The sequence below is a fragment of the Acidovorax sp. FG27 genome (genome assembly GCF_040365715.1).
GTDB lineage: Bacteria > Pseudomonadota > Gammaproteobacteria > Burkholderiales > Burkholderiaceae_C > Paracidovorax.
Genome location: NZ_BAABVY010000011.1, coordinates 121837 through 148320 on the forward strand (window position 1 = coordinate 121837; position 26484 = coordinate 148320).

19 protein-coding genes and 1 pseudogene are annotated in these 26484 nt (G+C 69.4%); 14 read left to right on the forward strand and 6 right to left on the reverse strand.

The window, feature by feature from the left end:
* Positions 1–21: 21 nt before the first annotated feature.
* Positions 22–1137 (reverse strand): ABC transporter substrate-binding protein, encoded by a 1116-nt coding sequence (locus tag ABWV53_RS15695; protein WP_353367082.1) that lies wholly within the window; start codon positions 1135–1137, stop codon positions 22–24.
* 298 nt (positions 1138–1435) lie between these two features.
* Here ABWV53_RS15695 and uvrA point away from each other — a divergent pair, with 298 nt between their 5' ends.
* The 5 genes from uvrA (at position 1436) to htpX (ending at position 11527) form a co-directional block, all read left to right on the forward strand.
* Positions 1436–7348, forward strand: coding sequence for an excinuclease ABC subunit UvrA (gene uvrA, locus ABWV53_RS15700; RefSeq protein ID WP_353367083.1), 5913 nt, complete (start codon positions 1436–1438; stop codon positions 7346–7348).
* A gap of 408 nt (positions 7349–7756) precedes the next feature.
* Complete coding sequence (gene pyrC / locus ABWV53_RS15705; RefSeq protein ID WP_353367084.1) at positions 7757–8830, forward strand: dihydroorotase; 1074 nt, start codon at positions 7757–7759, stop codon at positions 8828–8830.
* A gap of 63 nt (positions 8831–8893) precedes the next feature.
* The gene (locus ABWV53_RS15710) at positions 8894–9769 is read left to right on the forward strand and encodes an NYN domain-containing protein (RefSeq protein WP_353367085.1); all 876 of its coding nucleotides are present in this window, start codon (positions 8894–8896) and stop codon (positions 9767–9769) included.
* A gap of 3 nt (positions 9770–9772) precedes the next feature.
* Positions 9773–10519 (forward strand): DUF3025 domain-containing protein, encoded by a 747-nt coding sequence (locus tag ABWV53_RS15715; protein ID WP_353367086.1) that lies wholly within the window; start codon positions 9773–9775, stop codon positions 10517–10519.
* Between the two features lie 138 nt (positions 10520–10657).
* Entirely contained in the window at positions 10658–11527 is an 870-nt protein-coding gene (gene htpX / locus ABWV53_RS15720; RefSeq protein ID WP_353367087.1) for a protease HtpX, read from the forward strand.
* A gap of 66 nt (positions 11528–11593) precedes the next feature.
* Here the strand turns inward: htpX and ABWV53_RS15725 are convergent, their stop codons facing one another.
* The 3 genes and pseudogenes from ABWV53_RS15725 to ABWV53_RS15735 all read right to left on the reverse strand — a co-directional run bounded on the left by ABWV53_RS15725 (position 11594) and on the right by ABWV53_RS15735 (position 13751).
* A complete protein-coding gene (locus tag ABWV53_RS15725) occupies positions 11594–12211 on the reverse strand; it encodes a LysE family translocator (RefSeq protein WP_353367088.1) in 618 nt (205 codons plus the stop codon).
* Between the two features lie 244 nt (positions 12212–12455).
* Positions 12456–13284: pseudogene (locus ABWV53_RS15730) on the reverse strand (AraC family ligand binding domain-containing protein).
* Positions 13285–13292: 8 nt separating this feature from the next.
* Positions 13293–13751, reverse strand: a complete 459-nt coding sequence (locus ABWV53_RS15735) for an Lrp/AsnC family transcriptional regulator (RefSeq protein WP_353367089.1) — start codon at positions 13749–13751, stop codon at positions 13293–13295.
* A 93-nt stretch (positions 13752–13844) separates the two neighbouring features.
* Here ABWV53_RS15735 and ABWV53_RS15740 point away from each other — a divergent pair, with 93 nt between their 5' ends.
* Complete coding sequence (locus ABWV53_RS15740; protein ID WP_353367090.1) at positions 13845–14459, forward strand: LysE family transporter; 615 nt, start codon at positions 13845–13847, stop codon at positions 14457–14459.
* A gap of 27 nt (positions 14460–14486) precedes the next feature.
* On the opposite strand, the gene ABWV53_RS15745 is transcribed toward ABWV53_RS15740, so the two are convergent.
* Positions 14487–15125, reverse strand: a complete 639-nt coding sequence (locus ABWV53_RS15745) for an FMN-binding negative transcriptional regulator (RefSeq protein WP_353367091.1) — start codon at positions 15123–15125, stop codon at positions 14487–14489.
* A 95-nt stretch (positions 15126–15220) separates the two neighbouring features.
* On the reverse strand, positions 15221–16162 hold the full coding sequence (locus ABWV53_RS15750; RefSeq protein WP_353367092.1) for a LysR family transcriptional regulator: 942 nt from the start codon (positions 16160–16162) through the stop codon (positions 15221–15223).
* Between the two features lie 123 nt (positions 16163–16285).
* On the opposite strand from ABWV53_RS15750, the gene ABWV53_RS15755 reads away from it, so the two are divergent.
* The 8 genes from ABWV53_RS15755 (at position 16286) to ABWV53_RS15790 (ending at position 26462) form a co-directional block, all read left to right on the forward strand.
* Entirely contained in the window at positions 16286–18412 is a 2127-nt protein-coding gene (locus ABWV53_RS15755; protein ID WP_353367093.1) for a 3-hydroxyacyl-CoA dehydrogenase NAD-binding domain-containing protein, read from the forward strand.
* A gap of 150 nt (positions 18413–18562) precedes the next feature.
* Complete coding sequence (locus ABWV53_RS15760; protein WP_353367094.1) at positions 18563–19756, forward strand: acetyl-CoA C-acyltransferase; 1194 nt, start codon at positions 18563–18565, stop codon at positions 19754–19756.
* A gap of 22 nt (positions 19757–19778) precedes the next feature.
* Positions 19779–20975, forward strand: coding sequence for an acyl-CoA dehydrogenase family protein (locus ABWV53_RS15765; protein ID WP_353367095.1), 1197 nt, complete (start codon positions 19779–19781; stop codon positions 20973–20975).
* 25 nt (positions 20976–21000) lie between these two features.
* Complete coding sequence (locus ABWV53_RS15770; RefSeq protein WP_353367096.1) at positions 21001–22137, forward strand: acyl-CoA dehydrogenase family protein; 1137 nt, start codon at positions 21001–21003, stop codon at positions 22135–22137.
* A 3-nt stretch (positions 22138–22140) separates the two neighbouring features.
* Positions 22141–22941 (forward strand): oxepin-CoA hydrolase, alternative type, encoded by an 801-nt coding sequence (locus ABWV53_RS15775; RefSeq protein ID WP_353367097.1) that lies wholly within the window; start codon positions 22141–22143, stop codon positions 22939–22941.
* 41 nt (positions 22942–22982) lie between these two features.
* Positions 22983–24233, forward strand: coding sequence for a CaiB/BaiF CoA transferase family protein (locus tag ABWV53_RS15780; protein WP_353367098.1), 1251 nt, complete (start codon positions 22983–22985; stop codon positions 24231–24233).
* A gap of 92 nt (positions 24234–24325) precedes the next feature.
* On the forward strand, positions 24326–25333 hold the full coding sequence (locus ABWV53_RS15785; protein WP_353367099.1) for a Bug family tripartite tricarboxylate transporter substrate binding protein: 1008 nt from the start codon (positions 24326–24328) through the stop codon (positions 25331–25333).
* Between the two features lie 100 nt (positions 25334–25433).
* Positions 25434–26462, forward strand: coding sequence for a Bug family tripartite tricarboxylate transporter substrate binding protein (locus ABWV53_RS15790; RefSeq protein WP_353367100.1), 1029 nt, complete (start codon positions 25434–25436; stop codon positions 26460–26462).
* Positions 26463–26484: the final 22 nt, after the last annotated feature.

Here is a 26484-nt window from a genome sequence, read left to right on the forward strand (position 1 = left end):
CCGATCTCCCGCGCCTCTCCTTCAGCGTCGGAACTTCCCGTCCGTGCCGATGATGGACAGATCGGCGAAGTCCAGGCCCGAATGGTCCGTGGGGCTGTACGAGATCTCCAGTCCGCCCAGGTCGAACTTCTGCAGCCCGTCCAGCGCCGCGTCGATGCTCTCGCGCGTCGGCCGGGGACCGGAGCGGCGCAGACCTTCCACCATCACCTTGGCGGCGGCGAAGCCCTCCAGCATGGCGGGGCTGACGTCCTGCCCTCGGGCCTTGGCCAGTTCCTGCGCCTCCCGCACCATCGGGAAGTTGACCGAGCGCTCGTTGGGGAACACCTGCGTGACGATCACGCCGCGCCCGTTCGCGCCCAGGCTTTTGGCGAAGCCCGTCGAGGCATTGTTCGACAGCGTCACGATCTGCGCCGTGGAGCCCGCTGCGCGGAAGGCGGCGTAGCCGTCCACCACCGCGACGCCCGACGCGATCATCAGCACGGCCTGCGCGTTTGTCTGCATCAGCTTGGCGGCAACCGGGCCGAAATCGGGCTTGGAGCGGTCGAAGCGCTCTTCCAGCACGGCTTTCAGCTGCGCCCGTTCCAGGCCGCGCTGGGCGCCGGTCAGGCCGTCGGCGCCGAAGCTGTCGTCGGCCAGCACCACGGCGATGCGGGTGATGCCCAGCGAGGCCAGGTGGGCGATGGCTTTTTCCGCCTCGCGCTGGTAGGTGGCGCGCACGTTGAAGACGTGCTTGCGGGCGGGCTTGTGCAGCACCATGGCGCCGGTGGACGGGCCCACCAAAGGCACGCCGTACTGGTTCAGGAGAGGGATGATCGCCTCGGTGTGGGGCGTGCCCCGGGTCAGGAACAGCGCCAGCACCTTGCGGTCCTCGATCAGCTGGCGGGCGTTCTCCGCGCTCAGCTTGGGGTCGAACTTGTCGTCAAGCGACACCAGCTCGATCTTCTGGCCGCCCACGCCGCCCTTGGCGTTCACCGCGTCGAAGTACAGCTTCGCTCCATCGGTCGTTTCCTGCACGCCGGCCGCCACCGGGCCGGTGAAGCCCGCCGTCTGGCCGATCAGCAACTGCGCGTGGGCAAAGGGAGCGAACAGCGCCGTGGCGGCGACGAGCACGGCGGCAGCCTGGGGCCAGCGGATCATGGGAAAAGCTCCTTAGCAGGGGGCGAAAGGTGAGGGACGGGGCCGGCAGCCGCGCCGATTTCCGCACGGCGGCACGGCGGGGGAGGGCGCGGTACGGGCGGCACTATCACCCGGAACCGGTAGCGTGACAACTGGTAACCACCCTGTGCCCGGCCCGCACCCCGTTGCGTTTCCGGCCTACCGCCCCACCTATGACGACCGCGCAAGAATACGGCGCACTCTCTGCCCGCGCGCCGCCCCCGTCCGACGGGCCGCCCCTCCTAGAATCTTCCGCCCCGCACCAGAAAGACCCCACCCCATGACCCAGGGACTGATCCGCATCCACGGCGCTCGCCAGCACAACCTCAAGGACATCGACCTCGACATCCGCACCGGCGAGTTGACCGTGGTGACCGGCCCCAGCGGCTCGGGCAAGTCCAGCCTGGTGTTCGACACGCTCTATGCCGAAGGCCAGCGCCGCTACGTCGAAACCTTCAGCGCCTATGCCCGGCAGTTCCTTGACCGCATGGACAAGCCCGCGGTGGACAAGGTCGAGGGCGTGCCGCCGGCCATCGCCATCGACCAGACCAACCCGGTGCGTTCGTCGCGCTCCACCGTGGGCACGATGACCGAGCTGAACGACCACCTGAAGTTGCTCTTCGCCCGCGCCGGCCAGTTGTTCGACCGGCAGACCGCGCAGCCCGTGCGCCACGATTCTCCCGACAGCATCTATGCCGAGCTGCAGCAGCGCTGCGCCCGGGCGGGCGACCCGCGCATCGTGCTCACCTTCCCGGTCGAGCTGCCCGCCAACACCTCGCCCGAGCAGGTCGAGCAGTGGCTGTCCGCCAGCGGCTTCACCAAGGTGCAGGCCGAACGCGAGCAGGGCGGCCGCAAGCTGCTGGATGTGGTGGCCGACCGCTTTCGCCTCGCCAGGGCCGAGCGCGCCCGCGTGGTGGAGGCCATCGAGGTCGCGCTCAAGCGCGGCACCGGCCGGCTCACCGTCTACCGGCTGGCGGACGAGGAGGGCGGCGAGCCCGAGCTGTGGAAGTTCTCCACCGGCCTGCACTCACCCGACAGCGACCTGCGCTACTCCGAGCCCATCCCCTCGATGTTCTCGTTCAATTCCGCCGTGGGCGCCTGCGAGACCTGCCGTGGCTTCGGCCGCGTCATCGGCGTCGACTACGGGCTGGTCATTCCGAACGACAAGCTCACGCTGCGCGCCGGCGCCATCAAGACCATCCAGACCCCGGCCTGGAAGGAAGCGCAGGACGACCTGATGCGCCATGCCGAGGCGGCCGGCATTCCGCGCGACACGCCCTGGTACAAGCTCACCGACGAGCAGAAGGCCTGGGTGATCGACGGCACGCCCGGCTTCAAGCAGGGCAACTGGAACAAGCAGTGGTACGGCATCAAGCGCTTCTTCGAATACCTGGAGAGCAAGGCCTACAAGATGCACATCCGCGTGCTGCTGTCCAAGTACCGCAGCTACACGCCGTGCCCCACCTGCGGCGGCGCGCGCCTGAAGACCGAGAGCCTGCTCTGGCGCATCGGCAGCAAGGCCGCGGCCGACGCGGTGGTGGAGCCTGCGCGGCGCTTCATGCCTCGGGGCGTGGCCTGGAGCCGCGCCCAGCTGGAGGCGCTGCCCGGCCTGGCCCTGCACGACCTGATGCTGCTGCCCATCGACCGGCTGCGCCGCTTCTTCGCGCAGATGGGTGACGAGCAGATTGCTCCTGGTTTGATAGCTGCTGGCGCAGATGGATCAAGCGCTGGCGGCCAAAATGACCATGAAAACGCTGCCGCGTCCGGCGACGCGCAGGCGCTCAAGCTCCTGCATGAAGAAATCACCACCCGTCTCAAGTACCTGTGCGACGTGGGCATCGGCTACCTCACGCTCGACCGGCAGAGCCGCACGCTCTCGGGCGGCGAGGTGCAGCGCATCAACCTCACCACCGCGCTCGGCACCAGCCTGGTCAACACGCTCTTCGTGCTGGACGAGCCCAGCATCGGCCTGCACCCGCGCGACATGCACCGCATCACCGAGGCCATGCTGCGCCTGCGCGACGCCGGCAACACGCTGGTGGTGGTGGAGCACGACCCGGCCGTCATGCTGGCGGCCGACCGCGTGATCGACATGGGCCCGGGCCCGGGCGAGCGGGGCGGCTCCATCGTGTTCGACGGCACCACCGCCGAGCTGCGCCGCGCCGGCACGCTGACCGGCGTCTACCTGAGCGGTACCAGGCAGATCACCTCCGGCATGAAGCGGCTGGTGACCGACGCCACGCCCCGCCTCATCCTGGAAGGGGCGCGCGAGCACAACCTGCAGAACGTCTCGGTGGACTTTCCGCTGCAAAAGCTCGTCACCGTCACCGGCGTCAGCGGCTCGGGCAAGTCCACGTTGATCCAGGACGTACTCGCGCCCGCGCTGCTGCGCCACTTCGGCAAGGCCACCGAAACGCCCGGCGCGCACGACCGGCTGCTGGGCGCCGACCACCTGGGCGACGTGGTGTTCGTCGACCAGTCGCCCATTGGCAAGACGGCGCGCTCCAACCCGGTGAGCTACGTGGGCGCGTGGGACGCCATCCGCGAGCTGTTCGCCGTGGCGCCGCTGGCGCGCCAGCGCGGCTATACGGCCGCCAAGTTCAGTTTCAACTCGGGCGACGGTCGCTGCCCGACCTGCGGCGGCTCGGGCTTCGAGCACGTGGAGATGCAGTTCCTCTCCGACGTGTACCTGCGCTGCCCCGACTGCGACGGCAAGCGCTATCGGCCCGAGATCCTGGAAGTGACCATCGAGCGCGGCGGGCGCACCGTGAACGTGGCCGACGTGCTCGACCTGACGGTGAGCGAGGCCGCCGCCGCCTTTGCGCAGGACCGCGACGTGATCCGGGCGCTGCAGCCCATCGTGGACGTGGGGCTGGAATACGTGAAGCTCGGCCAGCCCGTGCCCACGCTCTCGGGAGGCGAGGCGCAGCGCCTGAAGCTCGCCGGCTTCCTGGCCGAAGCCGCCAGGAGCGCCAGCAGCAGCCGCCAGCCGCTCGCCAGGAAGGGCACGCTGTTTCTGTTCGACGAACCGACGACGGGCCTGCACTTCGACGACATCGCCAAGCTCATGCGTGCGCTGCGCAAGCTGCTCGACGCCGGCCATTCGCTGATCGTGATCGAGCACAACCTGGACGTGATCCGCGCCAGCGACTGGCTGATCGACCTGGGGCCGGAAGGCGGCGACGGCGGCGGCCTGGTGGTGGCCGAGGGCACGCCCGAGGACGTGCGCCAGCACCCCACGTCGCACACCGGCGCGGCGCTGCGCGACTACGAACTCGCCCTGGGCGAGGGCGGCCACTCGGTGCACGAAAAGGCCGCCGTGCTACGAAAAGAGAAGCGCGCAGCCCAGGTGGAATCGGCGCTGGAGCCCAAAAACGCCATTGAAATCGTCAACGCCAAGGAACACAACCTGAAGAACCTGTCGGTGGACATTCCACGCGGCAAGTTCAACGTGGTGACCGGCGTGTCGGGTTCGGGCAAGTCCACGCTGGCCTTCGACATCCTGTTCAACGAAGGGCAGCGCCGCTATCTGGAATCGCTCAACGCCTATGCCCGCAGCATCGTGCAGCCGGCCGGCCGGCCCGAGGTGGACGCCGTCTACGGCATTCCGCCCACGGTGGCGATCGAGCAGCGCCTCTCCCGTGGGGGCCGCAAGAGCACGGTGGGCACGACCACCGAGGTCTGGCACTTCCTGCGCCTCCTGTACGTGAAGCTGGGCGTGCAGCACTGCATTTACGACGGCGCGGCCGTACAGCCGACGAGCGCCGACAACATCGCCGCGCAACTGCTCACCCAGTTCAAGGGCCAGCACATCGGCCTGCTGGCGCCCCTGGTGATGAACCGCAAGGGCGTCTATACCGAGCTGGCCGACTGGGCCCGCCCGCGTGGCTACACCCACCTGCGGGTGGACGGCCACTTTTTGCCGACCACCGGCTTTCCGCGCATCGACCGCTTCAAGGAGCACACCATCGAGCTACCCGTGGCCAGCCTGGACGTGGCGCCCGCGCAGGAGGCCGAGCTGCGCGCCGCCCTGTCCCGGGCGCTGGAACTGGGCAAGGGCGTGGTCCACGTGCTGAGCAGCCTGGACGGCCTGAAGGACGCCATGCTGGCCGGCCGGAGCACCGCCGCCATCGGCACCCTGCAGGCGTTCTCGACCAAGCGCGCCTGCCCGGTCTGCGCGACGAGCTATGCCGAGCTGGATCCGCGCCTCTTCTCCTACAACAGCAAGCACGGCTGGTGCCCCGACTGCGTGGGCACGGGCGTGAAGCTCACCAAAGAACAGCGCAAGGTCTTCGACGACTCGGTGCAGGACGACAAGGACCGAGGCCGCGAGCAGACCTTCGCCGAGCCGGAGGCCGAGGACGTGGCCGAGACCGCCTGCCCCACCTGCCAGGGCACGCGCCTGAACCCGGTCGCCCGCACCGTGCTCTTCGCCGGCACGCCGGTGACCGAGGTCGCGCGCCTGTCGGTGTCCGAAGTGCGGCAGTGGATCGAAGGCCTGCAGCTTTCCGGCCGCGAGGCCGAAATCGCCCGCGACCTGGTGCCCGAGATCAAGAGCCGGCTGGAATTCCTGGAGGAAGTGGGCCTGTCGTACCTCACGCTCGACCGGGGCGCGCCCACGCTCTCGGGCGGCGAGGCGCAGCGCATCCGCCTGGCCGCGCAGCTGGGCAGCAACCTGCAGGGCGTGTGCTACGTGCTGGACGAGCCCACCATCGGCCTGCATGCGCGCGACAACCAGATCCTGCTCAACGCCCTGCACAAGCTGGGCGACAAGGGCAACACCCTGGTGGTGGTGGAGCACGACGAAGACACCATCCGCCGGGCCGACCACATCATCGACATCGGCCCCAGCGCCGGCAAGCGCGGCGGGCGGCTGGTGGCGCAAGGCAGCGTGGCCGACATCCAGGCCGCCGAGGATTCGCAGACCGGCCGCTACCTGCTGCACGCCATGCGCCACCCGCTGCAGGCGCGCCGCGCCATGCAGCCGGCCGAGGTGGACGCAGGCACCCTGGCGTTGGCCGAACCCGCCGTGACCCCGGCCGGCCGCCAGAGCGCCGCCGTCAAGAAGCGGGCCGCGCAGGCCGCGGCACTGCAGGCCGCTGCGCTGGAGGATGCCAAGGAGCGCGCCGCCATCCGCTGGCTGACGGTGCATGGCGCGAACCTGCACAACCTGCAGAACGTGACGGCCACCGTGCCGCTGCACCGCCTCGTCGCCGTCACCGGCGTCAGCGGCTCGGGCAAGTCGACCCTGGCGCGCGACGTGCTGCTGGCCAACGTGCAGGCCTGGGTGCAGCAGCGCTCCACCAAGGCCGGGCGCGACGCCATGGACGCGGGCAAGGCGCCGCCGCTGGTAGGCTGCACGGGGCTGGCGGGCTTCGAGAGCATCGACCGCGTGCTGGAGGTGGACCAGACCCCCATCGGCAAGACGCCGCGTTCATGCCCTGCCACCTACATCGGCTTCTGGGACACCATCCGCAAGCTGTTCGCCGAAACGCTGGAGGCCAAGGCACGCGGCTATGCGGCCGGGCGCTTCAGCTTCAACACCGGCGAGGGCCGCTGCCCGGTCTGTGAAGGCCAGGGCATCCGCACCATCGCGATGAGCTTCCTGCCCGACGTGAAGGTGCCGTGCGAGGCCTGCCACGGCGCGCGCTTCAACCCCGAGACGCTGGCCGTCACCTGGCGTGGCAAGAGCATCGGCGACGTGCTGCAGATGGAGGTGGACGAGGCGGTGGATTTCTTCGCCAGCATGCCCAGCATCGCGCATCCGCTGCAGCTGCTGAAAGACGTGGGCCTGGGCTACCTCACGCTGGGCCAGCCCAGCCCCACGCTGTCGGGCGGCGAGGCGCAGCGCATCAAGCTCGTGACCGAACTCACCAAGGTGCGCGACGAGGTGGGCCGGCGCGGGCAAAAAAGCCCGCACACCCTCTATGTGCTGGACGAGCCCACCGTGGGCCTGCACATGGCCGACGTGCACAAGCTCATCCAGGTGCTGCACCGGCTGGTGGCGGGCGGCCACAGCGTGGTGGTCATCGAGCACGACCTCGACGTGATCGCCGAGGCCGACTGGATCATCGACCTGGGACCGGAAGGCGGCAAGGATGGCGGCCGCATCGTCGCGGCGGCCACGCCGGAAGAGGTGGTGCGGCTGGGCACGCACACCGGGCGGGCGCTGGCGCCGGTGCTGGCACGGTAGCCGGCGGCCGCCTGCAGGGCCGCCCTCCTACAGGGCGCGCCAGGGCAGGACGACACGGCGCCGGGCCCGGGAGTTTTTAGGATGCCCTCATGGCCCGTCGCGCCTGCCGCCTGCGGCAGGATGCCAAGGCGGCGGGCGTGCATCGGGCCTGCTGCCGCACCGCGGCCAGCGCGCATCGAGGCCCCGCGGGCGATGGCCTGCCGGGCACGGACCCCACCGCTTGTGTCTCCGCTTCCCTCCAGCGGGCTTCACCCCGGGGGCCTTCACCGGCCCCCGGGGGCTTTTTGCGTGCGCCGGCACGTCTGCACGCATCATCCCTAGCTCCCGTAGCCGGCGGCCCGATGGGCCAAGGTTCGCCCGCGGGCGGAATGGGCGCCGGGCCGCAGTGGAATGGGACAATGCCGCCCCATGACCGCAGCCGCCCCCACCACCACCGCCCAGGCCCTGGGCCCCGACACCCTCACCATCACCCGCCCCGACGACTGGCACCTGCACGTGCGCGACGGCGAGGCGCTGCGCACCGTGGTGCCGCATACCGCCGCCCAGTTCGGCCGGGCGATCATCATGCCCAACCTGCGCCCGCCGGTGACCACCGCCGCGCAGGCCGCCGCGTACCGGGGCCGCATCCTGGCCGCCGTGCCCGAGGGCGTGGCGTTCGAGCCGCTGATGACCCTGTACCTCACCGACAACCTGCCGGCAGACGAGATCGCCCGCGCGCGGGAAGCCGGCGTGGTTGCCGCCAAGCTCTACCCGGCGGGGGCCACCACCAACAGCGATGCCGGCGTGACCGACATCCGCAAGACCTACGCCACGCTCGAAGCCATGCAGAAGGCCGGCATGCTGCTGCTGGTGCATGGCGAGGTTACCTCCAGCGACATCGACCTCTTCGACCGCGAGGCGGTGTTCATCGAGCAGCAGCTCATGCCGCTGCGCCGCGACTTCCCCGAGCTGAAGATCGTCTTCGAGCACATCACCACGAAAGACGCCGCGCAGTACGTGCGCGAGGCCGGCCCCTTCACGGCGGCCACCATCACCGCGCACCACCTGCTCTACAACCGCAACGCCATCTTCACGGGCGGCGTGCGGCCGCACTACTACTGCCTGCCGGTGCTCAAGCGCGAAACGCACCGCGTGGCGCTGGTCGAGGCCGCCACCAGCGGCAGCGACCGGTTCTTCCTGGGCACCGACAGCGCACCCCACCCGGCGCACCTGAAGGAGCACGCCACCGGCTGCGCGGGCTGCTACACCGCCCACGCCGCCATCGAGATGTATGCCGAGGCGTTCGACCACGCGGGCGCGCTCGACCAGCTGGAAGGCTTCGCCAGCTTCCACGGCCCGGCCTTCTACGGCCTGCCGCGCAACGAAGGCACCATCACGCTGCGCCGCGAATCGTGGACGCCGCCCGACAGCTTCGCCTTCGGCGAGGCTGAGCTCAAACCCCTGCGCTCGGGCGAGGCGCTGCCCTGGCGCGTGGTGGCCTGACGGCTTGGTTGGCCGAGGCCCCCAGCGATGGGTCGAAAACAAGTACACCAGGGAAGCTGACTGATGATCGCTTTTTTTATCGACGCAGATAATCTGTGCTCTTGCGCGTGGGTGGAAGAGGCTTGCCTTCTGCTGGACGCAGAAGGCACCGTGTCCTTGCGCAGGGCATACGGCAGTGCCGAAAAGCTGAAGGGACTGGCGGACGTTCTGCGCACGCGTCTGATCCGACCCTACGTGAACCTGTCGCTCTCGAAAAATACAACAGACGTGGCCCTGGCCATCGACGCGATGGAGGTGTCCTGCGCGGCGCCGTGCCCCGCCGTCTTTGCGATCGGCTCGGGAGACGCGGACTTCGTTCCGCTGGTACTCCGCCTGCGTGAACGGGGCTTCCGGGTCATCTGTGTTTCACAAAAGGGGAAGATGGCGCCGGAAGCCGTCTATGCCTATGACAAGGTGTTTTTTGTCGGCGAGGGCGATGGACTCGCCCTTCCCAATGCGCCCGCCTTCGCTGCACGCGATGAGCAACTCGTTCCTGTTGCCAAAACAGTAACGGCGCCCGTGGCAGCGGCTGAGACGGCGCCAACCAAAAAGCCAGCAGCCAAGAAGACGGCTGGAGCCGTCAAACCCGGCGCTGCTGCGAAGGTAGCGAAGAAGACTCCGGCAAAGAAAGATACGCCGACTGCAAAGAAGGCGACAGTGGCCAAGTCGCAACCCGGCACGCCCAAGTCCGTCTCCATGGAAGATGTTCTGAAACATGCGCCCGTGTTGAGGAGTGGGGAAGTGCAGCCGTTGGGCGAAATCGTCAAGCTGTTGCACGACGCCAAACTACTTGGAAAAAACGCGGCGTCCACCAAACTTTTCAAGAAGTACCCACAGCATTTCGAACTGTCCCCGGCGCGGCAACCGAACAAGGTGCGATACATCCTGACTGCGCATTGAGCCGTGAAAGGCAGTGTCTTCGCGGCAGCGGCTCCCTGGCTGTCGCCTTATGTCGATTTGGGATCACAGGTGGAGCGGCGCTGGCAGCATGCGGGGTGCCTGTGGGACGCATTGAATGGCTCGCAGGCGCAATCCCTGGCAGGCGTTCGCTTCGTGGCGTCATCGGCCTTGCCCGCCGGCACCGCCTACGAGCAGTTCATCCACGCCACCCGCACCGTCCCCACCCGCGACAACCTGCACGACTTCTTCAATGGCCTCGTCTGGCTGCACTACCCGCAGACCAAGCGCCTGTTGAACGACTGGCAGGCCCGGGCCATCGCGTCGCAGGGCATCGGCGCGGTGCGCGGGCCGCTGCGGGACGCGATCACCGTGTTCGACGAGAACGGCGCCGTGCTGTTCGCCCCGGCCGCGCTGCGCGAAGCGCTGCGGGAGCGGGCGTGGCGGCGCCTGTTCGTGGACCTGCGCCCGCTCTGGGCCGAGGCCACGCTGCTGCTGTTCGGGCATGCGCTGCTCGAAAAGCTGGTCCAGCCGCGAAAACCCATCACCGCGCACGTCCACTGTGCTGGAGATGCTATTGAATCAGTAGCATCGGCCGACGCCTGGCTGGCGCAATCGCTGGATGCCGAGGTTTTCGCCGGCAAGCCGTTCAATCCCCTTCCCGTCCTGGGAATGCCCGGCTGGTGGCCCGAAAACGAGAACTTTTGCTTCTATGATGACTCCCACGTTTTCCGCAGCAGACGCCCCGCATAAGCACCACAACAGGGCGCGCAACCGCTGCGGAAGCGGCTTGAACCGCTGGGCAGCACCCCCATTTTTCGTGCTGCGCACCTGCGTCATGCTGCAGTGCCCAACCCAACCCCTGTTTATCCCTTTGCGGAGAACTTCCCGATGAAACGTATCGCCCTTTTTCTGTTGACCAACATCGCCGTGGTGGTGGTGCTGGGCATCGTCGCCAGCCTGCTGGGCGTCAACCGCTTCCTTACGTCCAACGGACTGAACCTGGGGGCGCTGCTGGGCTTCGCCTTCATCATGGGCTTCGGCGGCGCCATCATCTCGCTGTTGATCAGCAAGCCCGTCGCCAAGTGGAGCGCAGGCGTCACCATCATCGACGGCACCGGCTCGCCCGATGAGCGCTGGATCGTCGACACCGTCCGCCAGTTCGCCGACAAGGCCGGCATCGGCATGCCCGAGGTCGGCATCTTCGAGGGCGAGCCCAATGCCTTCGCCACGGGCGCCTTCAAGAACAACGCGCTGGTCGCGGTCTCCACCGGCCTGCTGCAGGGCATGACCCGTGAAGAGGTCGAGGCCGTGATCGGCCACGAGGTCGCCCACGTGGCCAACGGCGACATGGTGACCATGGCGCTGATCCAGGGCGTGATGAACACGTTCGTGGTGTTCCTCTCGCGCGTGATCGGCTACGCGGTGGACAGCTTCCTGCGCCGCAACGACGAGAACAGCTCCGGCCCCGGCATCGGCTACTACGTCACCACCATCGTGCTGGACATCGCCCTGGGCTTCCTCGCCGCCATCATCGTGGCCTGGTTCAGCCGCCAGCGCGAGTTCCGCGCCGACGCGGGCGCCGCGCAGCTCATGGGCCGCAAGCAGCCCATGATCAACGCCCTGGCCCGCCTGGGCGGCGCCGGCCCGAACGAGCTGCCCAAGAGCATGGCCGCCATGGGCATCACCGGCAACATCGGCAAGCTGTTCTCCACGCACCCGCCGATCGAAGAGCGCATCGCCGCGCTGCAGGCCCGCTGATCCCGACGCCCGCCGCGCCCGTCCTGCCCGCCCCGCCGTGTCGCCACGGCGGGGTTTTTTTCTAATTCATCGGTGCATCCAGGCCAGCTGCACCGCCAGCAGGCCGAAGGACACGGCGAAGCTCCAGCGCACCCACCGCAGCGCGCCGGGGCGCGCCAGCACCCGGTCGCGCACCGCGACCGCCAGCAGGCCGTAGCCCGCGAAGACCGCGAACGTGAGCGCCATGAACACTGCCGACAGCTCCAGCATGCGGCGCGTGGGGTGTGCGCTTGCGGGCTCCACGAACTGCGGCAGGAAGGCGAGGAAGAACAGGGACAGCTTCGGGTTGAGCGCATTGACCAGGACCGCCTCCCGGATGACCTGCCAGCGGGAAGGATCGCCCTGCACGGGCTGGAACTGCAGCGGGCCGTTCGCCTGCAAGGTGGCCCACGCCATGTAGAGAAGATAGGCGGCGCCGGCGTAGCGCAGCGCGTGGAAGGCGATGTCGCTCGCCTGCAGCAGCGCCGCCAGGCCGGTGACCGCCCCCAGCATGTGCGGAACGATCCCCAGCGTGCAGCCCATGGCCGCCACCACGGCGGCTCGCCGCCCGCGCGCGAGGGCGGTGGCCAGGGTGACCAGCGCGCCCGTTCCCGGAGCGGCAATCACCACCAGCGATGTCAGCAGAAATTCAGGAGTGAAAGGCACACGCGACCATGGGAAGCTCTGCACGAATCGGGCGGAAAGTGGGCGCTGCGAATCGGGAGGGGCTGCAAGGCGCAAACCGCAGCCATAGCGGGCTATGGCGAGGATTTGCAACGCCGCAGACTGCCCGAATCCGCAAATGCCCACGGCGCGGTGATTCGTGCAGAGGTTCCCTAGGGTTCGGGGGGAGATGCGCGATCCTCCCCGGCCCCGGGGCCGACGTCTTGAATGAAATTGCGCCGGGATTTCAACTCTTCGCCGCTGCGGCGTAGCGCCCTGGCGCCATGCCGAAGCTGCGCATGAAGAGCCGGTTCATGTGGCTCTGGTCACAAAAGCCGCTGTCGGTGGCCGCTTCCGCCAGCGGTGCGCCAGAGGCGATCAAGCGGCGCGCCTGGTGGGTGCGCCGCTGCATCAGGTAGGCATGCGGGGTCAGGCCGGTCGCCCGCGCGAAGGCGCGCAGGAATTGGTAGCGGCTCAGGCCCGCTTCCCCCCCCCAGGCTGGCCAGGCTCGCCGGCGCGGCGGGTTCGTCGTCCATGCGCGCCATGGCCCGGGCGATGCCTGGCGGTGTCGGGCCCTGCGGCGCTGCGCCAGCGGGGTGCCGCTGCAGCAGCCCGGCCAGCACCTGCAACAAGGCTTCGTCCGTGGCAAGGCCGTCCAGGTGGCCATCGGCGACCGTCAATGTCTGGAAGAGCCTGCGGAAGGCGCTGGCCAGCACCGGGTCGTGCAGCGCGGGGCGGGTGAATTCAGCGGCGGGGGCTGGCGCTTCCTGCGCGATGTCGCCGGTGGCGCGCGCCAGCACGGCGGGGTCCAGGTACAGCATGCGCCACGCGCGGCCGCCGTGTCCGATGGGAGCGCCGTCGTGCACCTCGCCCGGGTTCACCGTGATGAGATCGCCGGCGCTGGCCTCGACCCCGCCACGGCCGCTCGCCGATTTCTGCGCGCCACGCTCGATCAGCCCGATGCCGAACTGCTCGTGCGTGTGGCGACCGAAGGCCAGGGTGGTGTCGGCCGCCACGGCTTCGATGCCTGGCGAGCGGCAGCGCAGCAGCTCGACACGGTGGTGAGCGGCGGCCATGCCGGCCTTCACGCCATCGCGGGGCGCGGCCCGCGGCGGAAGATGGGGGTGGACATGACGATGGCGGTGCGGGTCTCGCCCCAGCGGTTGATGTCGCCCAGGAAGGACTCCAGCGCTGCCATGTCCGCCACCGCCACGGTCATCATGTAGGAGTCCGCACCGGTGACGTGGTGGCATTCCAGCACTTCGGCGCGTGAGCGCAGGGCCTTGATGAACGCCTGCTTGTGCGGCTGCGCCACGGTGATGCCGACCAGCGCCTGGACGGGCCGCCCCAGCCGGGCCGGATCGAGGTCTGCATGCACGCCGCGCACCACGCCCGACTCCTGCAGTCGCCTGAGCCGCTCGGCCGTGGCGGCCACCGACAGGCCCGCCGCCTGGGCCAGCGCCTTGAGCGGCGCCCGGCCGTCGGCCTGGAGGGCGTCCAGCAGCTTCCAGGCCTTCTCGTCCAAAGAGGGTGTTTCGGTCATTCGCCGGATTCTCCGTAAAAGCAGCGGCGAATGGAACGAATCGCCAGAAGAAACGGCTTCTGCGTGGCGGCGCGCGTACCTACGATCGATGCCATGACGCTACACGACGCTTTGCTTCCTTCGATGCTGATCGGCCTGTCGATCGCGGCGCCGGTCGGCCCGGTGGGGGTGCTGGTCATCCAGCGCAGCCTAGACCACGGCCCGCGTGCAGGCCTGGCCACCGGCCTGGGCGCCGCGGCGGCGGATGCGGTCTATGGCGCGCTGGGCGCCTTCGGCGTGCACTGGCTGATCCATGCGCTGGTGGCAGTGCGCACGCCGCTGGTGCTGGCGGGCACGGCCTTTCTCTGCGCCATGGCCTGGAAGATCGCCCGCACGCCTGCCGCCGCCGGCGGCGCGGCGGCCACGGGCCCGGCGCGCGGTGGCTGGCAGCTGTTCGCCAGCACCTTCGTGCTGACACTGTCCAACCCGGCCACGATCCTGTCGTTCATCGCTGTCTTCGGGGCCATGGCGGGCCGCTCGGCCACGGCGGCGCCCGGGGTCATGGTCGCCGGGGTGTTCGCGGGTTCCGCCGCGTGGTGGCTGGTGCTGAGCACCGCCACGGGCCTGCTGCGCGGCCGGCTCGACGGACGCTGGCAGGGCCGCATCCACCGGGCCAGCGCGGCGCTGCTGGCGGCGTTCGCGTTGTGGCAGGTGTGCGCGGTGCTGTGATTCGAGGGATGCGCGGCGCGGGGCGGGTCAGCGGGCCGCGGGCGGCTCCGCGGCGGCGCGCATGCGCTCGGCCAGCGCCGGCTGGCCACGGCCCGCCGCGCCTTCTGCCGCGCCGGCGCGGTCGCGGGCATCCTTGTTCTGGCTGAGCTTGCGCTTGCCGACCAACGAGGTCACGGCGATCTCGATGCCCACGATGTGCTGCAGCAGGCCGTCGATGAAGCCAGGGGCGGAGTCGGACATCTTCCAGGGGCGCGGCTCGGCCGCTTCGTGCCGGCGGGTGAGGCGGCCCACCAGGCCGCGCACGAAGCGCTCGTCGTCGCGCACGGTGAGCGTGCCGTGCGCGTGGACGACCTCGTAGTTCCAGGTGGGCACCTGGCGGTGGGCTTCATGCTTGCTGGGGTACCAGTTGGGCGAGACGTAGCCCTCGGCGCCCCGGAAGACGACCAGCACCTGCCCCCCCGCGCCGTGTTGCCACACCGGGTTGGCCCGCGCCACGTGGGCCGTCAGCAGGCCATGGGGGCCGGCGGCGGGGTCGAATTCGAAGGGAATGTGGTCGGCGTCGAGGCCATCGGCCCCCTGGGTGACGAGCATGCCCAGCGGGTGCGCGTGGATGATGCGGGCCAGTTCGTCGGGCCGGTTTTCGGCGAAGTGCGTGGGGATGTACATGGGGGTCGGACCGGGCGTGCGGCGGCGGGAGGGCCCGCCACTTTTGCGCAAACCGGCCGGCAAGGCAAGCGCCGCGTGCGGCGGCGGCCTCGCGGTCAGCGCGCAGGCTGCGCCGCCACCGGGGCATCATCGGCCGGCGCGGCGCCCGACTCCCGCAGGCGCGCCTTGTCCAGCAAGAAGTCGATGCAGGTGCGCACCGCCCGCGTCTGGTGGCGGTTGGGCAGATACAGCAGGTACATGTGCGTGCCGAAGATGCTGAGGCGGTATTCGTCCAGCGTGGTCAGCACCTCGCCGGTGGCCAGCTTGTCCTGCACCACGTAGTCGGGCACCAGGCCCACGCCCAGCCCGGCCAGGATGGCCTGGCGCAGGAACGGGAAGTGCTCGGAGATCAGCGTCGGCTCCAGCATCACCTCGTGCCGCTCCGCCCCCTGGTAGGCCGCCAGGCGCAACTGCCGCCCGGTCACGCCTGCGGTGATGACCGGGCTGGTGCGCAGCGCGTGCAGGGTGCGCGGCAGGCCGTGGCGGCGGGCGTAATCGGCCGACGCGCAGGCCAGGTAGCGCACGTTGCCCAGGCTGCGCGCCACCAGCGACAGGGGCGGCTCCTGCACCACGCGGATGGCGATGTCCACTTCATCGCGCAGGTTGTCGGCCCGGTTTTCGAACAGCACGTCCAGCACGATGCCGGGGTACATGCGCTTGAATTCGACCAGCCAGTCGCTCATCACGATCTGGCCGTAGCCGCTGGGCACGCTGATGCCCACGCGGCCCTGCAGGCCCTGGCCCAGCGTGGTGACGGCTTCCTGCGCGGCCATCAGCTCGTTGCGGATGGTGCGGCCGTGCTCGTAGAGGCGCAGGCCGATCTCGGTCGGCTCCACCCGGCGCGTGGTGCGCTGCACCAACTGCACGCCCACAGCCTTTTCCAGCTTGGTGAGGTGGTAGCTCACGTTGGCGCGGGTCATCTTCAGCTTGCGAGCCGCCTGGCTGAGGTTGCCGGCGTCGATGATTTCCACCAGCAGGGTCAGGGAAGGCAGATCCATGGCGTCACGTCCGATTGGTCTAAATCATTTGACAGTCTGTCAATGATTGATGTGATTGTCAGAAAACATTGTCGCCGCAAGAATGGGGATGGCTTTTCCAAGAACCATTCAGGAGACAAGTGCATGACGTCTGAAGCGACCGGATCCGTCGTTCGAATGCAGGAGCAGCAGGGCGTGGCGGTGGTGAGCATCGACAACCCGCCGGTGAACGCGCTCGGCGCCGCCGTGCGCCAGGGCTTGCTGGCGGCGATCGAAGAGGCCGAGGCGAACGCCGCCACCCGGGCCGTGCTGATCGTGGGCGAGGGCAAGGCCTTCATCGCCGGCGCCGACATCCGCGAGTTCGGCCAGCCCCCCGTGCCGCCGGCGCTGCCCGATGTGTGCCACCGCATCGAGTCGTGCGCCAAGCCGGTGGTGGCCGCCATCCATGGCGCCGCCCTGGGCGGCGGGCTGGAGGTGGCGCTGGCCGCCCACTACCGGCTGGCCCTGCCCGCCGCACAGCTGGGCCTGCCCGAAGTGAAGCTGGGCCTGCTGCCCGGTGCCGGCGGCACGCAGCGCGCACCGCGCCTGATGGGTGCCAGGCCTGCGGCCGAGATGATGCTGAGCGGCAAGCCGCTGAACGCCAGGGCGGCGCAGGCCGCGGGGCTGGTGGACCGGCTGGCCGAGGGCACCGATCCCGTCGCCGCGGGCCTGGCCTATGTGCACGAGCTGCTGGCCGCGAATGCCCCGGTGCGCCGCACGCGCGAGCTGGCCGTGCCCGACGCGGCCGCCGCGCTGGTCGAACTGGACGCGCTGGCCGCCGACACCGCCCGGAAGTCGCGTGGGCTCTTTTCGCCGCAGAAGATCGTCGAATGCGTGCGCAACGCCGTGGAGCTGCCTTTCGATGAAGGCATGCGGCGCGAGCGCGCGGCCTTCATGGAATGCATCGCCAGCCCGCAGCGGGCGGGGCTGATCCACGCCTTCTTCGCCGAGCGCGAAGTCGCCAAGGTGCCGGAGGCGAAGGCCGCCGCGCCGCGCCCGGTGGCCTCCATCGCCGTCATCGGCGGCGGCACCATGGGCGCGGGCATCACCGTGTCGGCGCTGGACGCCGGCCTGCCGGTGACGATGATCGAGCGTGACGACGCTTCGCTGGCCCGGGGCCGCGCGCACGTCGAGAAGGTGCACGACGGCCTCGTCGCCAAGGGCCGCATGACGGCGGACGCCAAGGCCGCCGTGATGGCGCGCTACACGGGCAGCACGCGCTACGAAGACATCGCCGCCGCCGATCTGGTGATCGAGGCGGTATTCGAGGACCTGGAGGTCAAGAAAGCCGTGTTCCGCGAGCTGGACCGCGTCTGCAAGCCAGGGGCCGTGCTCGCCACCAACACCTCGTACCTGGACATCGACGCCATCGCCGCCGCTACCGAGTGCCCGCAGGACGTGATCGGCCTGCACTTCTTCAGCCCCGCCAACATCATGAAGCTGCTGGAGATCGTGGTGCCGGTGAAGGTCAGCGCCGACGTGGTCGCCACCGCCTTCGCGCTGGCCAGGACGATGAAGAAGGTGCCGGTGCGCGCCGGCGTGTGCGACGGCTTCATCGGCAACCGCATCCTGGCCGTGTACAAGCAGGCGGCCGACTACCTGATGGAAGACGGCGCGTCGCCCTATGAGATCGACGCCGCCGTGCGCGGCTTCGGCTACCCGATGGGCCCGTTCCAGGTGACCGATCTGGCGGGCGGCGACATCGGCTGGGCCACGCGCAAGCGCCGCGCGGCCACGCGTGACCCCAAGGCGCGCTACGTGGAGATCGCCGACCGCATCTGCGAACGCGGCTGGTTCGGCCAGAAGACCGGGCGCGGCTTCTACCTGTATCCCGAGGGCGCCCGCACGGGCCAGCCCGATCCGGAGGTGCTGGCCATCGTCGATGCCGAGCGCGCCAGGAAGGGCGTCACGCCGCGCAGCTTCACGCCCGACGAGATCATGCGCCGCTACCTGGCCGCCATGGTCAACGAAGGCGCCAAGGTGGTGGCCGAGGGCATCGCCCTGCGCCCGCTGGACGTGGACGTGACCTTTCTGTCGGGCTACGGCTTCCCGCGCTTCCGTGGCGGGCCGATGAAGTACGCCGACACGGTGGGGCTGGACACCATCCTGGCCGACATCCGCGCGTTCGCCCAGGAAGACCCGCTCTTCTGGCAACCCGCGCCGCTGCTGGAACAGCTGGTGGCCGAAGGGCGTGACTTCGACAGCCTGAATCGGGCAGCAGCCAGCGCGTGAGCGGCTGACAACGCCACGCACTATCAAAAAGAGAGCTGCCTACGCTGATGCATAGGGCGATTCGGATGCATTTGGCTCTGGATCGTCCATGGAGCCAGCGCGGCCAGCTCCTGAATCCATAGCAAATTCACTTCGGGACTAAAGACACCCATGCGCGAAGCCGTCATCGTTTCCACCGCCCGCACCCCGCTGGCCAAGTCCCACCGCGGCGAATTCAACGCCACGCCCGCGCCCCAGCTGGCCGCCTACTCGGTCAAGGCCGCCGTCGAACGCGCCGGCATCGATCCGGCGCTGATCGAGGATCTGATCCTCGGCTGCGGCAACCCCGAAGGCATGCAGGGCAGGAACCTGGGCCGCCAGACGGTGCTGCGCGCGGAGCTGCCGCTGTCCATCGCCGGCACCACGGTCACGCGCTTTTGCGCCTCGGGCCTGCAGGCCATCGCCATCGCGGCGGGCCGAATCGTGGCCGAGGGCGTGGACGCCATGATCGCGGGCGGCGTGGAGAGCATCTCGGGCGCGCGCGCCCTGGGCACGCCGGCCGACCTGGACCCGTGGCTGGTCGAGCGCAAGCCGGAACTCTTCATGGCCATGATCGACACGGCCGACGTGGTCGCCAAGCGCTACGGCATCACGCGCGAAGACCAGGACGCCTTCTCGCTGCAGAGCCAGCAGCGCACGGCCGCCGCGCAGCAGCAGGGCGTGTTCGCCGATGAAATCATCGCCTGCGCCGCGCGCATGGCCGAGAAGAACAAGGAGACCGGCGAGGTCACCTGGCGCGACGTGGTCGCCACGCAGGACAACTGCAACCGCCCGGGCACCACGCTGGAAGGCCTGGCGAAGCTGGAACCCGTGAAGGGCCCGGGCCACTTCGTCACCGCCGGCAACGCCTCGCAGCTGTCGGACGGCTCCAGCGCCTGCGTGCTGATGGAAGCCAGGCAGGCCGAGCGGCTGGGCCTGCAGCCGCTCGGCGCCTTCCGCGGCATGGCCGTGGCCGGCTGCGAACCCGACGAGATGGGCATCGGCCCGGTCTTCGCCGTGCCCAAGCTGCTCAAGCGCCACGGCCTCACGGTGGACGACATCGACCTGTGGGAGCTGAACGAGGCCTTCGCCTCCCAGGCGCTTTACTGCCAGCGCCAGCTGGGCATCCCGATGGAGCGGCTGAACGTGAACGGCGGCGCCATCTCCATCGGCCACCCCTTCGGCATGACGGGTGCGCGCCTGGCCGGCCACATCCTGCTGGAAGGCCGGCGCCGCAAGGCCCGGAACGCATCCGTCAAGTACGGCGTGGTGACCATGTGCATCGCCGGCGGCATGGGCGCGGCCGGCCTGTTCGAAATCTATTGAGACCCCTTCCGGAACCTACGCCATGGATCTGCAATTCACCCCCCAGGAAGAGGCCTTCCGCGCCGAAGTCCAGACCTTTCTGAAAGACCACCTGCCCGCGCGCATCGCCAGCAAGGTGAAGGCCGGGCAGCGCCTGACCAAGGCCGACCAGGAGGAGTGGCATGCCATCCTCAACGCGCGCGGCTGGCTGGCCAACCACTGGCCCGAGGCCTACGGCGGCCCGGGCTGGGGCGCGGTCGAGAAATTCATCTTCGATACCGAATGCGCGCTGGCCGGCGGCCCGCGTATCGTGCCCTTCGGCGTGAACATGCTGGGCCCGGTGCTGATCAAGTACGGCAACGAGCAGCAGAAGGCTTACTGGCTGCCGCGCATCCTGAGCGGCGAGGACTGGTGGTGCCAGGGCTATTCGGAGCCGGGCGCGGGCTCGGACCTGGCGTCCGTCAAGACCACGGCTGTGCGGGACGGCGACCATTACGTGGTCAACGGCCAGAAGACCTGGACCACCCAGGGCCAGCACGCCAACATGATCTTCTGCCTGGTGCGCACCCAGCGCGAGGCCAAGGCCCAGGCGGGCATCAGCTTTTTGCTGGTGGACATGAACAGCCCGGGCGTGGAGCTGCGCCCCATCCGCACGCTGGACGGCGATCGCGAGGTCAACGAGGTCTTCTTCACCGACGTGCGCGTGCCGGTCGAGAACCTGGTGGGCGAGGAGAACAAGGGCTGGACCTATGCCAAGTACCTGCTGACGTACGAGCGCACCGGCATTGCCGGCGTGGGCTTTTGCATCGCGGCGCTGGTCAAGCTCAAGGTCATTGCCGACAAGGTGTACAAGAACGGCAAGCCGATCGCGCAGGACCCGCTGTTCGGGGCGCGCCTGGCGCGGGTGGAGATCGACCTGGAGAACATGAAGACCACCAACCTGCGCGTGATCGCCGCCGTGGCCGGTGGCGGCGTGCCGGGCGCGGAAAGCTCCATGCTCAAGATCCGTGGCACCGAGATCCGCCAGGAGATCCTTTCGCTGATCCGCCGTGCGATGGGCGTGCATGCCGCACCGTTCATCGAAGAGGCGCAGTACGAAGGCTATTCCGATGCGCCCGTGGGACCGGCGGAGGCCGCCACGGCCGCGGCCAACTATTTCAACTACCGCAAGCTGTCGATCTTCGGCGGCTCCAACGAGATCCAGAAGAACATCATCTCCAAGATGATCCTGGGCCTGTGACCCCGCAACGGAAGGAATCAAGACCATGAACTTCGTGCACACCGAAGACCGCCGCATGCTGGCGGACACCTTGAACCGCTTCGTGGCCGAGCAGTACGGCATCGAGCACCGCAACCAGATCGCCTATGGCGACGCGGGCCACAGCCCGGCGCTGTATGCCCAGTTCGCGGAGCTGGGCGCCATCGGCGCGCTGTTCCCCGAGGCCGCTGGCGGCTTCGGCGGGTCGGGCTTCGACATCGGCGTGGTGTTCGAGGCACTGGGCCGCGGCCTGGTGGCCGAGCCGCTGCTGGGCGCCCTGGTGGTGGGCCAGGCGCTGATCGCCGCAGGCACCGATGCGCAGAAGCAGCGGCTGGAAGGCCTCATGGCTGGCGGCACCCTGGCCGCCCTGGCGCACGACGAGTCCGGCAGCCACTACGAGCTGGCCAACGTGGCCGCGACGGCCACGAGGAACGCCTCGGGCTGGACGCTGAACGGCGCCAAGTCGGTGGTGGCCTTCGGCGACAAGGCCGATCTGCTGCTGGTGTCGGCCCGCACGTCCGGCAGTGCTTTCGATACGGATGGCATCAGCCTGTTCCTGGTGAACGGCCAGGCGGCCGGCATCGCCCGCCGGGGCTACGGCCGCATCGACGGTGGGCGCGCGGCCGAACTGGCGTTCACCGATGTGCAGGTGGGCGCCGATGCGCTGCTGGGCCGGGAAGGGCAGGGCCATGCCGTGCTGGAGCACATCCAGGGCTACGCGCTGCTGGCGCTGGCGGCCGAGGCGCTGGGCGCCATGGACGTCGCCAAGCAGAGCACGCTGGAATACCTGCAGACGCGCAAGCAGTTCGGCGTGGTGATCGGCACCTTTCAGGCGCTGCAGCACCGCATGGCCGACCTGCTGCTGGAGGTGGAGCAAATGCGTTCGGCCGTCATCAACGCGGCCGATGCGATCGACAACGCGCAAGGCGCGGCACGCCAGAAGATGCTGTCGGCGGCCAAGTACACGGCCGGCTACGTGGGCGCGCTGGTGGCCGAGGAAAGCATCCAGCTGCATGGCGGCATCGGCATGACCTGGGAACTGCCGCTGTCGCACTACGCCAAACGCCTGGTGCTGATCGACCACCAGTTCGGCGACGAAGACCACCACCTGGGCCGCTTCATGGCCCTGTCGCAGGAGGGTTGAGTCATGGACGCACCGATGCTCGTTCGCCGCGAAGGTGCCGTTCTGGTGCTGAGCAACAACGATCCGGCCACGCGCAACGCGCTGTCGCCAGAGTTCTACACCGCGCTGGCGCAGGCCCTGGCCGACGCCGCGTCGGATGCCACCGTGGGCGCCGTCGTGCTCACGGGCGAGGGCGGGCATTTCTGCTCGGGCGGCAACCTGAACCAGCTCGCCAAACGGCGCGAGCTGCCCGTGGAGGAGCGACGCGCCAGGCTGGAAGGCCTGCACGGCCTGGTGCGTGCGGTGCGCGACTGCCCCAAGCCCGTCATCGCGGCCGTCGAGGGCGCGGCCGCCGGGGCGGGCCTCTCGCTGGCGCTGGCCTGCGACATGCTCGTCGCCGCGAGGAACGCGGTGTTCTCCGTCGCCTATGTGAAAGTGGGCCTCACGCCCGACGGCGGGGCCACGGCCTTCCTGGCCGAGTTCGTGTCGCGCCAGGTGCTGACCGAGCTGTGCCTGACTGGCGAGCGCCTGAGCGGCGAGCGCATGGCGCAGCTGGGCCCCGTCAACCGCCTGGCCGAGCCGGGCGACGCCCTGGTCCAGGCCCTGGTGCTGGCGCGGCAGATCGCGGCCGGCCCCGACCAGGCCATGGCGCGGATCAAGCACCTGTGCCGCCAGGCGCCGCACCACACGCTGGAAGAGCAGCTGGACATGGAGGCGCAGTACATGGTGCTGTCGCAGGCGACCGCGGAGTCGCAGGAGGGCATCGGCGCCTTCCTTGCCAAGCGCAGCCCCGACTTCGCCCAGCTGCGCCGCACGCCTGGCTGACGCCTGCCGCGGCCCCACCCATCATCGAGGAGACAAAGAACATGAACCCGAACCCGACATCCGACGGCATCGACTTTCCGCTGGAGGGCGTGCGCGTGCTGGACCTTTCCCGGGTCTTCGCCGGCCCGCTCTGCGGCCAGGTGCTGGCCGACTTCGGCGCCGAGGTGGTGAAGGTGGAGCACCCCGGCCGCGGCGACGACACGCGCGACTGGGGCATGCGCATCGGCAAGACCGAGACCACCTACTACAACAGCATGAACCGCAACAAGCGGTCGATCACGCTGGATCTGCAGAGCCCCGAGGGCGCGAAGATCGTGCACGACCTGCTGCCCCGGTTCGACGTGGTGATCCACAACTTCAAGACCGGCGGCGCCGAGAAGCTGGGCCTGGGCTACGAACAGCTCAAGGCGATCAAGCCCGACCTGATCTACTGCGCCGTGGCCGGCTACGACGTGACCGGCCCCGAGGCGAAGCGGCCGGGCTACGACCTGGTGATCCAGGGCGAGACGGGGCTCATGGCCCTCAACGGCGAGGCTGGCCAGCCGCCGCTGAAATTCGGCGTGGCTGTGGTCGACCTGATGACCGGCATGTACGCCGCGCAGGCGGTACTGGCGGCGCTGTTCCAGCGCGGCCGCACGGGCCGGGGGCGCCTCATCGAGATGGCGCTCTACGACTGCGGCCTCATGGTCACCGGCTACTACGGGCTCGATGCGATGCAGCTGGGACACGATCCGGCACGCTACGGCAACGCCCATCCGTCCATCGTGCCCTACGGCATGTTCGAGGCGGCCGATGGCCCGCTCATCATCGCCGTGGGCAACAACGCGCAGTTCGACAAGTTCTGCCGCCAGGTGATCGCACGGCCCGACATCGTGGAAGACCCGCGTTTTGCCACCAACGTGCAGCGCGCGAAGAACCGGCACGAGATCGGCCCGATGCTCACGGAGCTGATCCGCAGCTTCCCGCGCGACGTGCTGCTGGAGCGCATGACGACCTGCGGCATTCCCTGCGGCAAGGTGGCCGGCCTGCATGAAGCGCTGACCAGCGAGCGCACCCGGCGCGGCGGCCTGCTGCAGGACATGCCGCACCCGGTGGTGGGCACCACGCCGGTGTTCGCGCCGCCTTACCGCATCGACGGCCAGCGCCTGCCCATCCGCCATGCACCGCCCACGCTGGGCGAGGGCACGCGCGAGGTGCTGCAGCGCCTGCTGCAGATGAGCGACGAGCAGCTGCAGCAGCTGCAGCAGCGCGGCGTGCTCACGCTGCCGGAGGCGCCGCCCGCCGCCGCCTGATTCGTTCCCGTCACCGGCCCGGTGGCAAGCCAAGCCGCACAGACGGCGCGCCGGGCCGGTTCCTTCGTGCCCACCCTACAGGAGACAAGACCATGACAGGTTCCCGATTCGATCGCCGCGCCGTGCTGCGCGGCCTGGCCGCCCTCGGCGGCGGCAGCTGGCTGGGCGGTGCCCGGGCCCAGCCGGCCAAGGCGGCCTGGCCGACCAAGCCCATCCGGCTCATCGTGCCGTTCAACGCGGGCGGCGCCACCGACATCATCGCCCGCAGCGTGGGCGAAGCGCTGTCCCAGCGCCTGGGCCAGCCGGTGGTGGTGGACAACCGGGGCGGCGCGGCCGGCATCCTGGGCACCGACGCCGTCGCCAAGGCCGCGCCCGACGGCACTACCCTGCTGCTCTCGCTCAGCACCTCGATGCTGATCAACCAGTTCCTCTACACCAAGCTGCCCTACGACCCGCAGAAGGACCTGACGCTCATCACGCAGATCGCCGCCGCGCCCGTCACGCTGGTGGTGCACCCTTCGGTGCCGGCCAGCAACATGAAGGAGCTGCTCGCCTACGTGAAGGCGAACCGGGGCAAGGTGTCGTACGGCTCCTGGGGCGTGGGTTCGTACGCGCACCTGGGCGGCGCCTACATGAGCAAGACGCAGGACGCCGACATGGCCCACGTCGCCTACAAGGGCGAGGCGCCGATGATCCAGGACCTGATCGGCGGCCAGCTGCAGCTGTGCTTTTCCAGCGCGCAGAACACCAAGCCGTTCATCGACTCCGGCCGCCTCAAGGCCATCGGCGTAACGGGCCTGCAGCGCATGGACATCCTGCCGCAGGTGCCCACCATCCACGAACAGGGCGTGACCGACGACGCCTACGCCGTCTTCGGCTGGGTCGCCATGGGCGGCCCGGCGAACCTGCCCAAGGACGTGATGGACGTGCTGCAGGGCCACCTGCGCGAGATCGCCCGCGACCCCAAGCTGCTGGAGCGCATCCGCGGCGCCGGCTTCATGCCGGTGATGAACACCCCGGAGGCCTTCCAAGCCAACTACCGCCGCGACATGCCGGTGTGGAAGGCGCTGGTCGATGCGGCCGGCGCCAGGCTCGACTGACCTCTCGTCGTGCGCGGCAAGGAGCTCCACCACCGCCATGCACGCCCTGTCCGGTGGTTCCCAACGCCCTCTTTTCCCCAATCCACGGAGACTGCCCTTCATGCCTCGTTTCTTCACTGCTGCCGCACCGTTGGCCCGCGCCACCCGCCGAACGCTGCTGGCCCTGGCCGCCGCGCCGTTCGTCGTCGGTGGCATTGCCCACGCGCAGCCGGCGGCGCCGTCGCCCGCCTGGCCCACCAAGGCGATCAAGCTGGTGGTGCCCTTTCCACCGGGCGGCCCGACCGACACCGCATCGCGCATCGTCGGCCAGCAGCTGGGCGAGCGGCTCAAGCAGCCGGTGGTGGTCGAGAACCGGCCCGGTGCATCGGGCTCCATCGCCGCCGCGCAGGTCGCCAAGGCCGATGCCGACGGCTACACGCTCGTCATGCTGGCCACGCCCACGCTGCTGGCGCCGCACCTCTACAAGAAGGCCGGCTACGACACCACCAAGGACTTCGCGCCCGTCGCCACCGTGTACGACCTGCCCATCGTCGTGGTGGTGAACCCCACGCTGCTGCCGCAGGTGAAGGACCTGCGCCAGCTGATCGCGGCCGCCAAGGCGCAGAAGACGTCGCTGAACTACACCAGCTCGGGCACCGGCAGCTTCGGCCACCTGAGCATGGAGCTGCTCAAGCAGATGGGCCAGTTCGACATGCAGCACGTGCCCTACAAGGGCGGCGTGCCGGCCATCACCGACACGCTGGGCGGCCAGGTGCCGGTCATGTACGCCGATCTGGTCGCGGCGCTGCCGCACATCCAGGCGGGCAAGCTGCGCGCCATCGCCGTGGGCTCGCCGCAGCGGGTCGCCATGCTGCCGGACGTGCCGACCATCGCCGAGCAGGGCTTCAAGGGGTATGACGCCGTGTCGTGGGGCGGCCTGCTGGCGCCGCGTGGAACGCCCCAGCCGGTGATCGACCGGCTGGCGACGGAAGTGCAGCAGATCCTGGCCGACAAGGCCACGCAGGACAAGCTGCTCAACGCGGGCGCCATCGCCAACTTCCAGAACCCCGCCGGCATGGAGCGCCGCATCCAGCAGGACTATGCGAAGTGGGGCCAGGTGATCCGCGACAAGGGCATCACCACCGACTGAGCGCGCAGCGCTCCCCGCATTT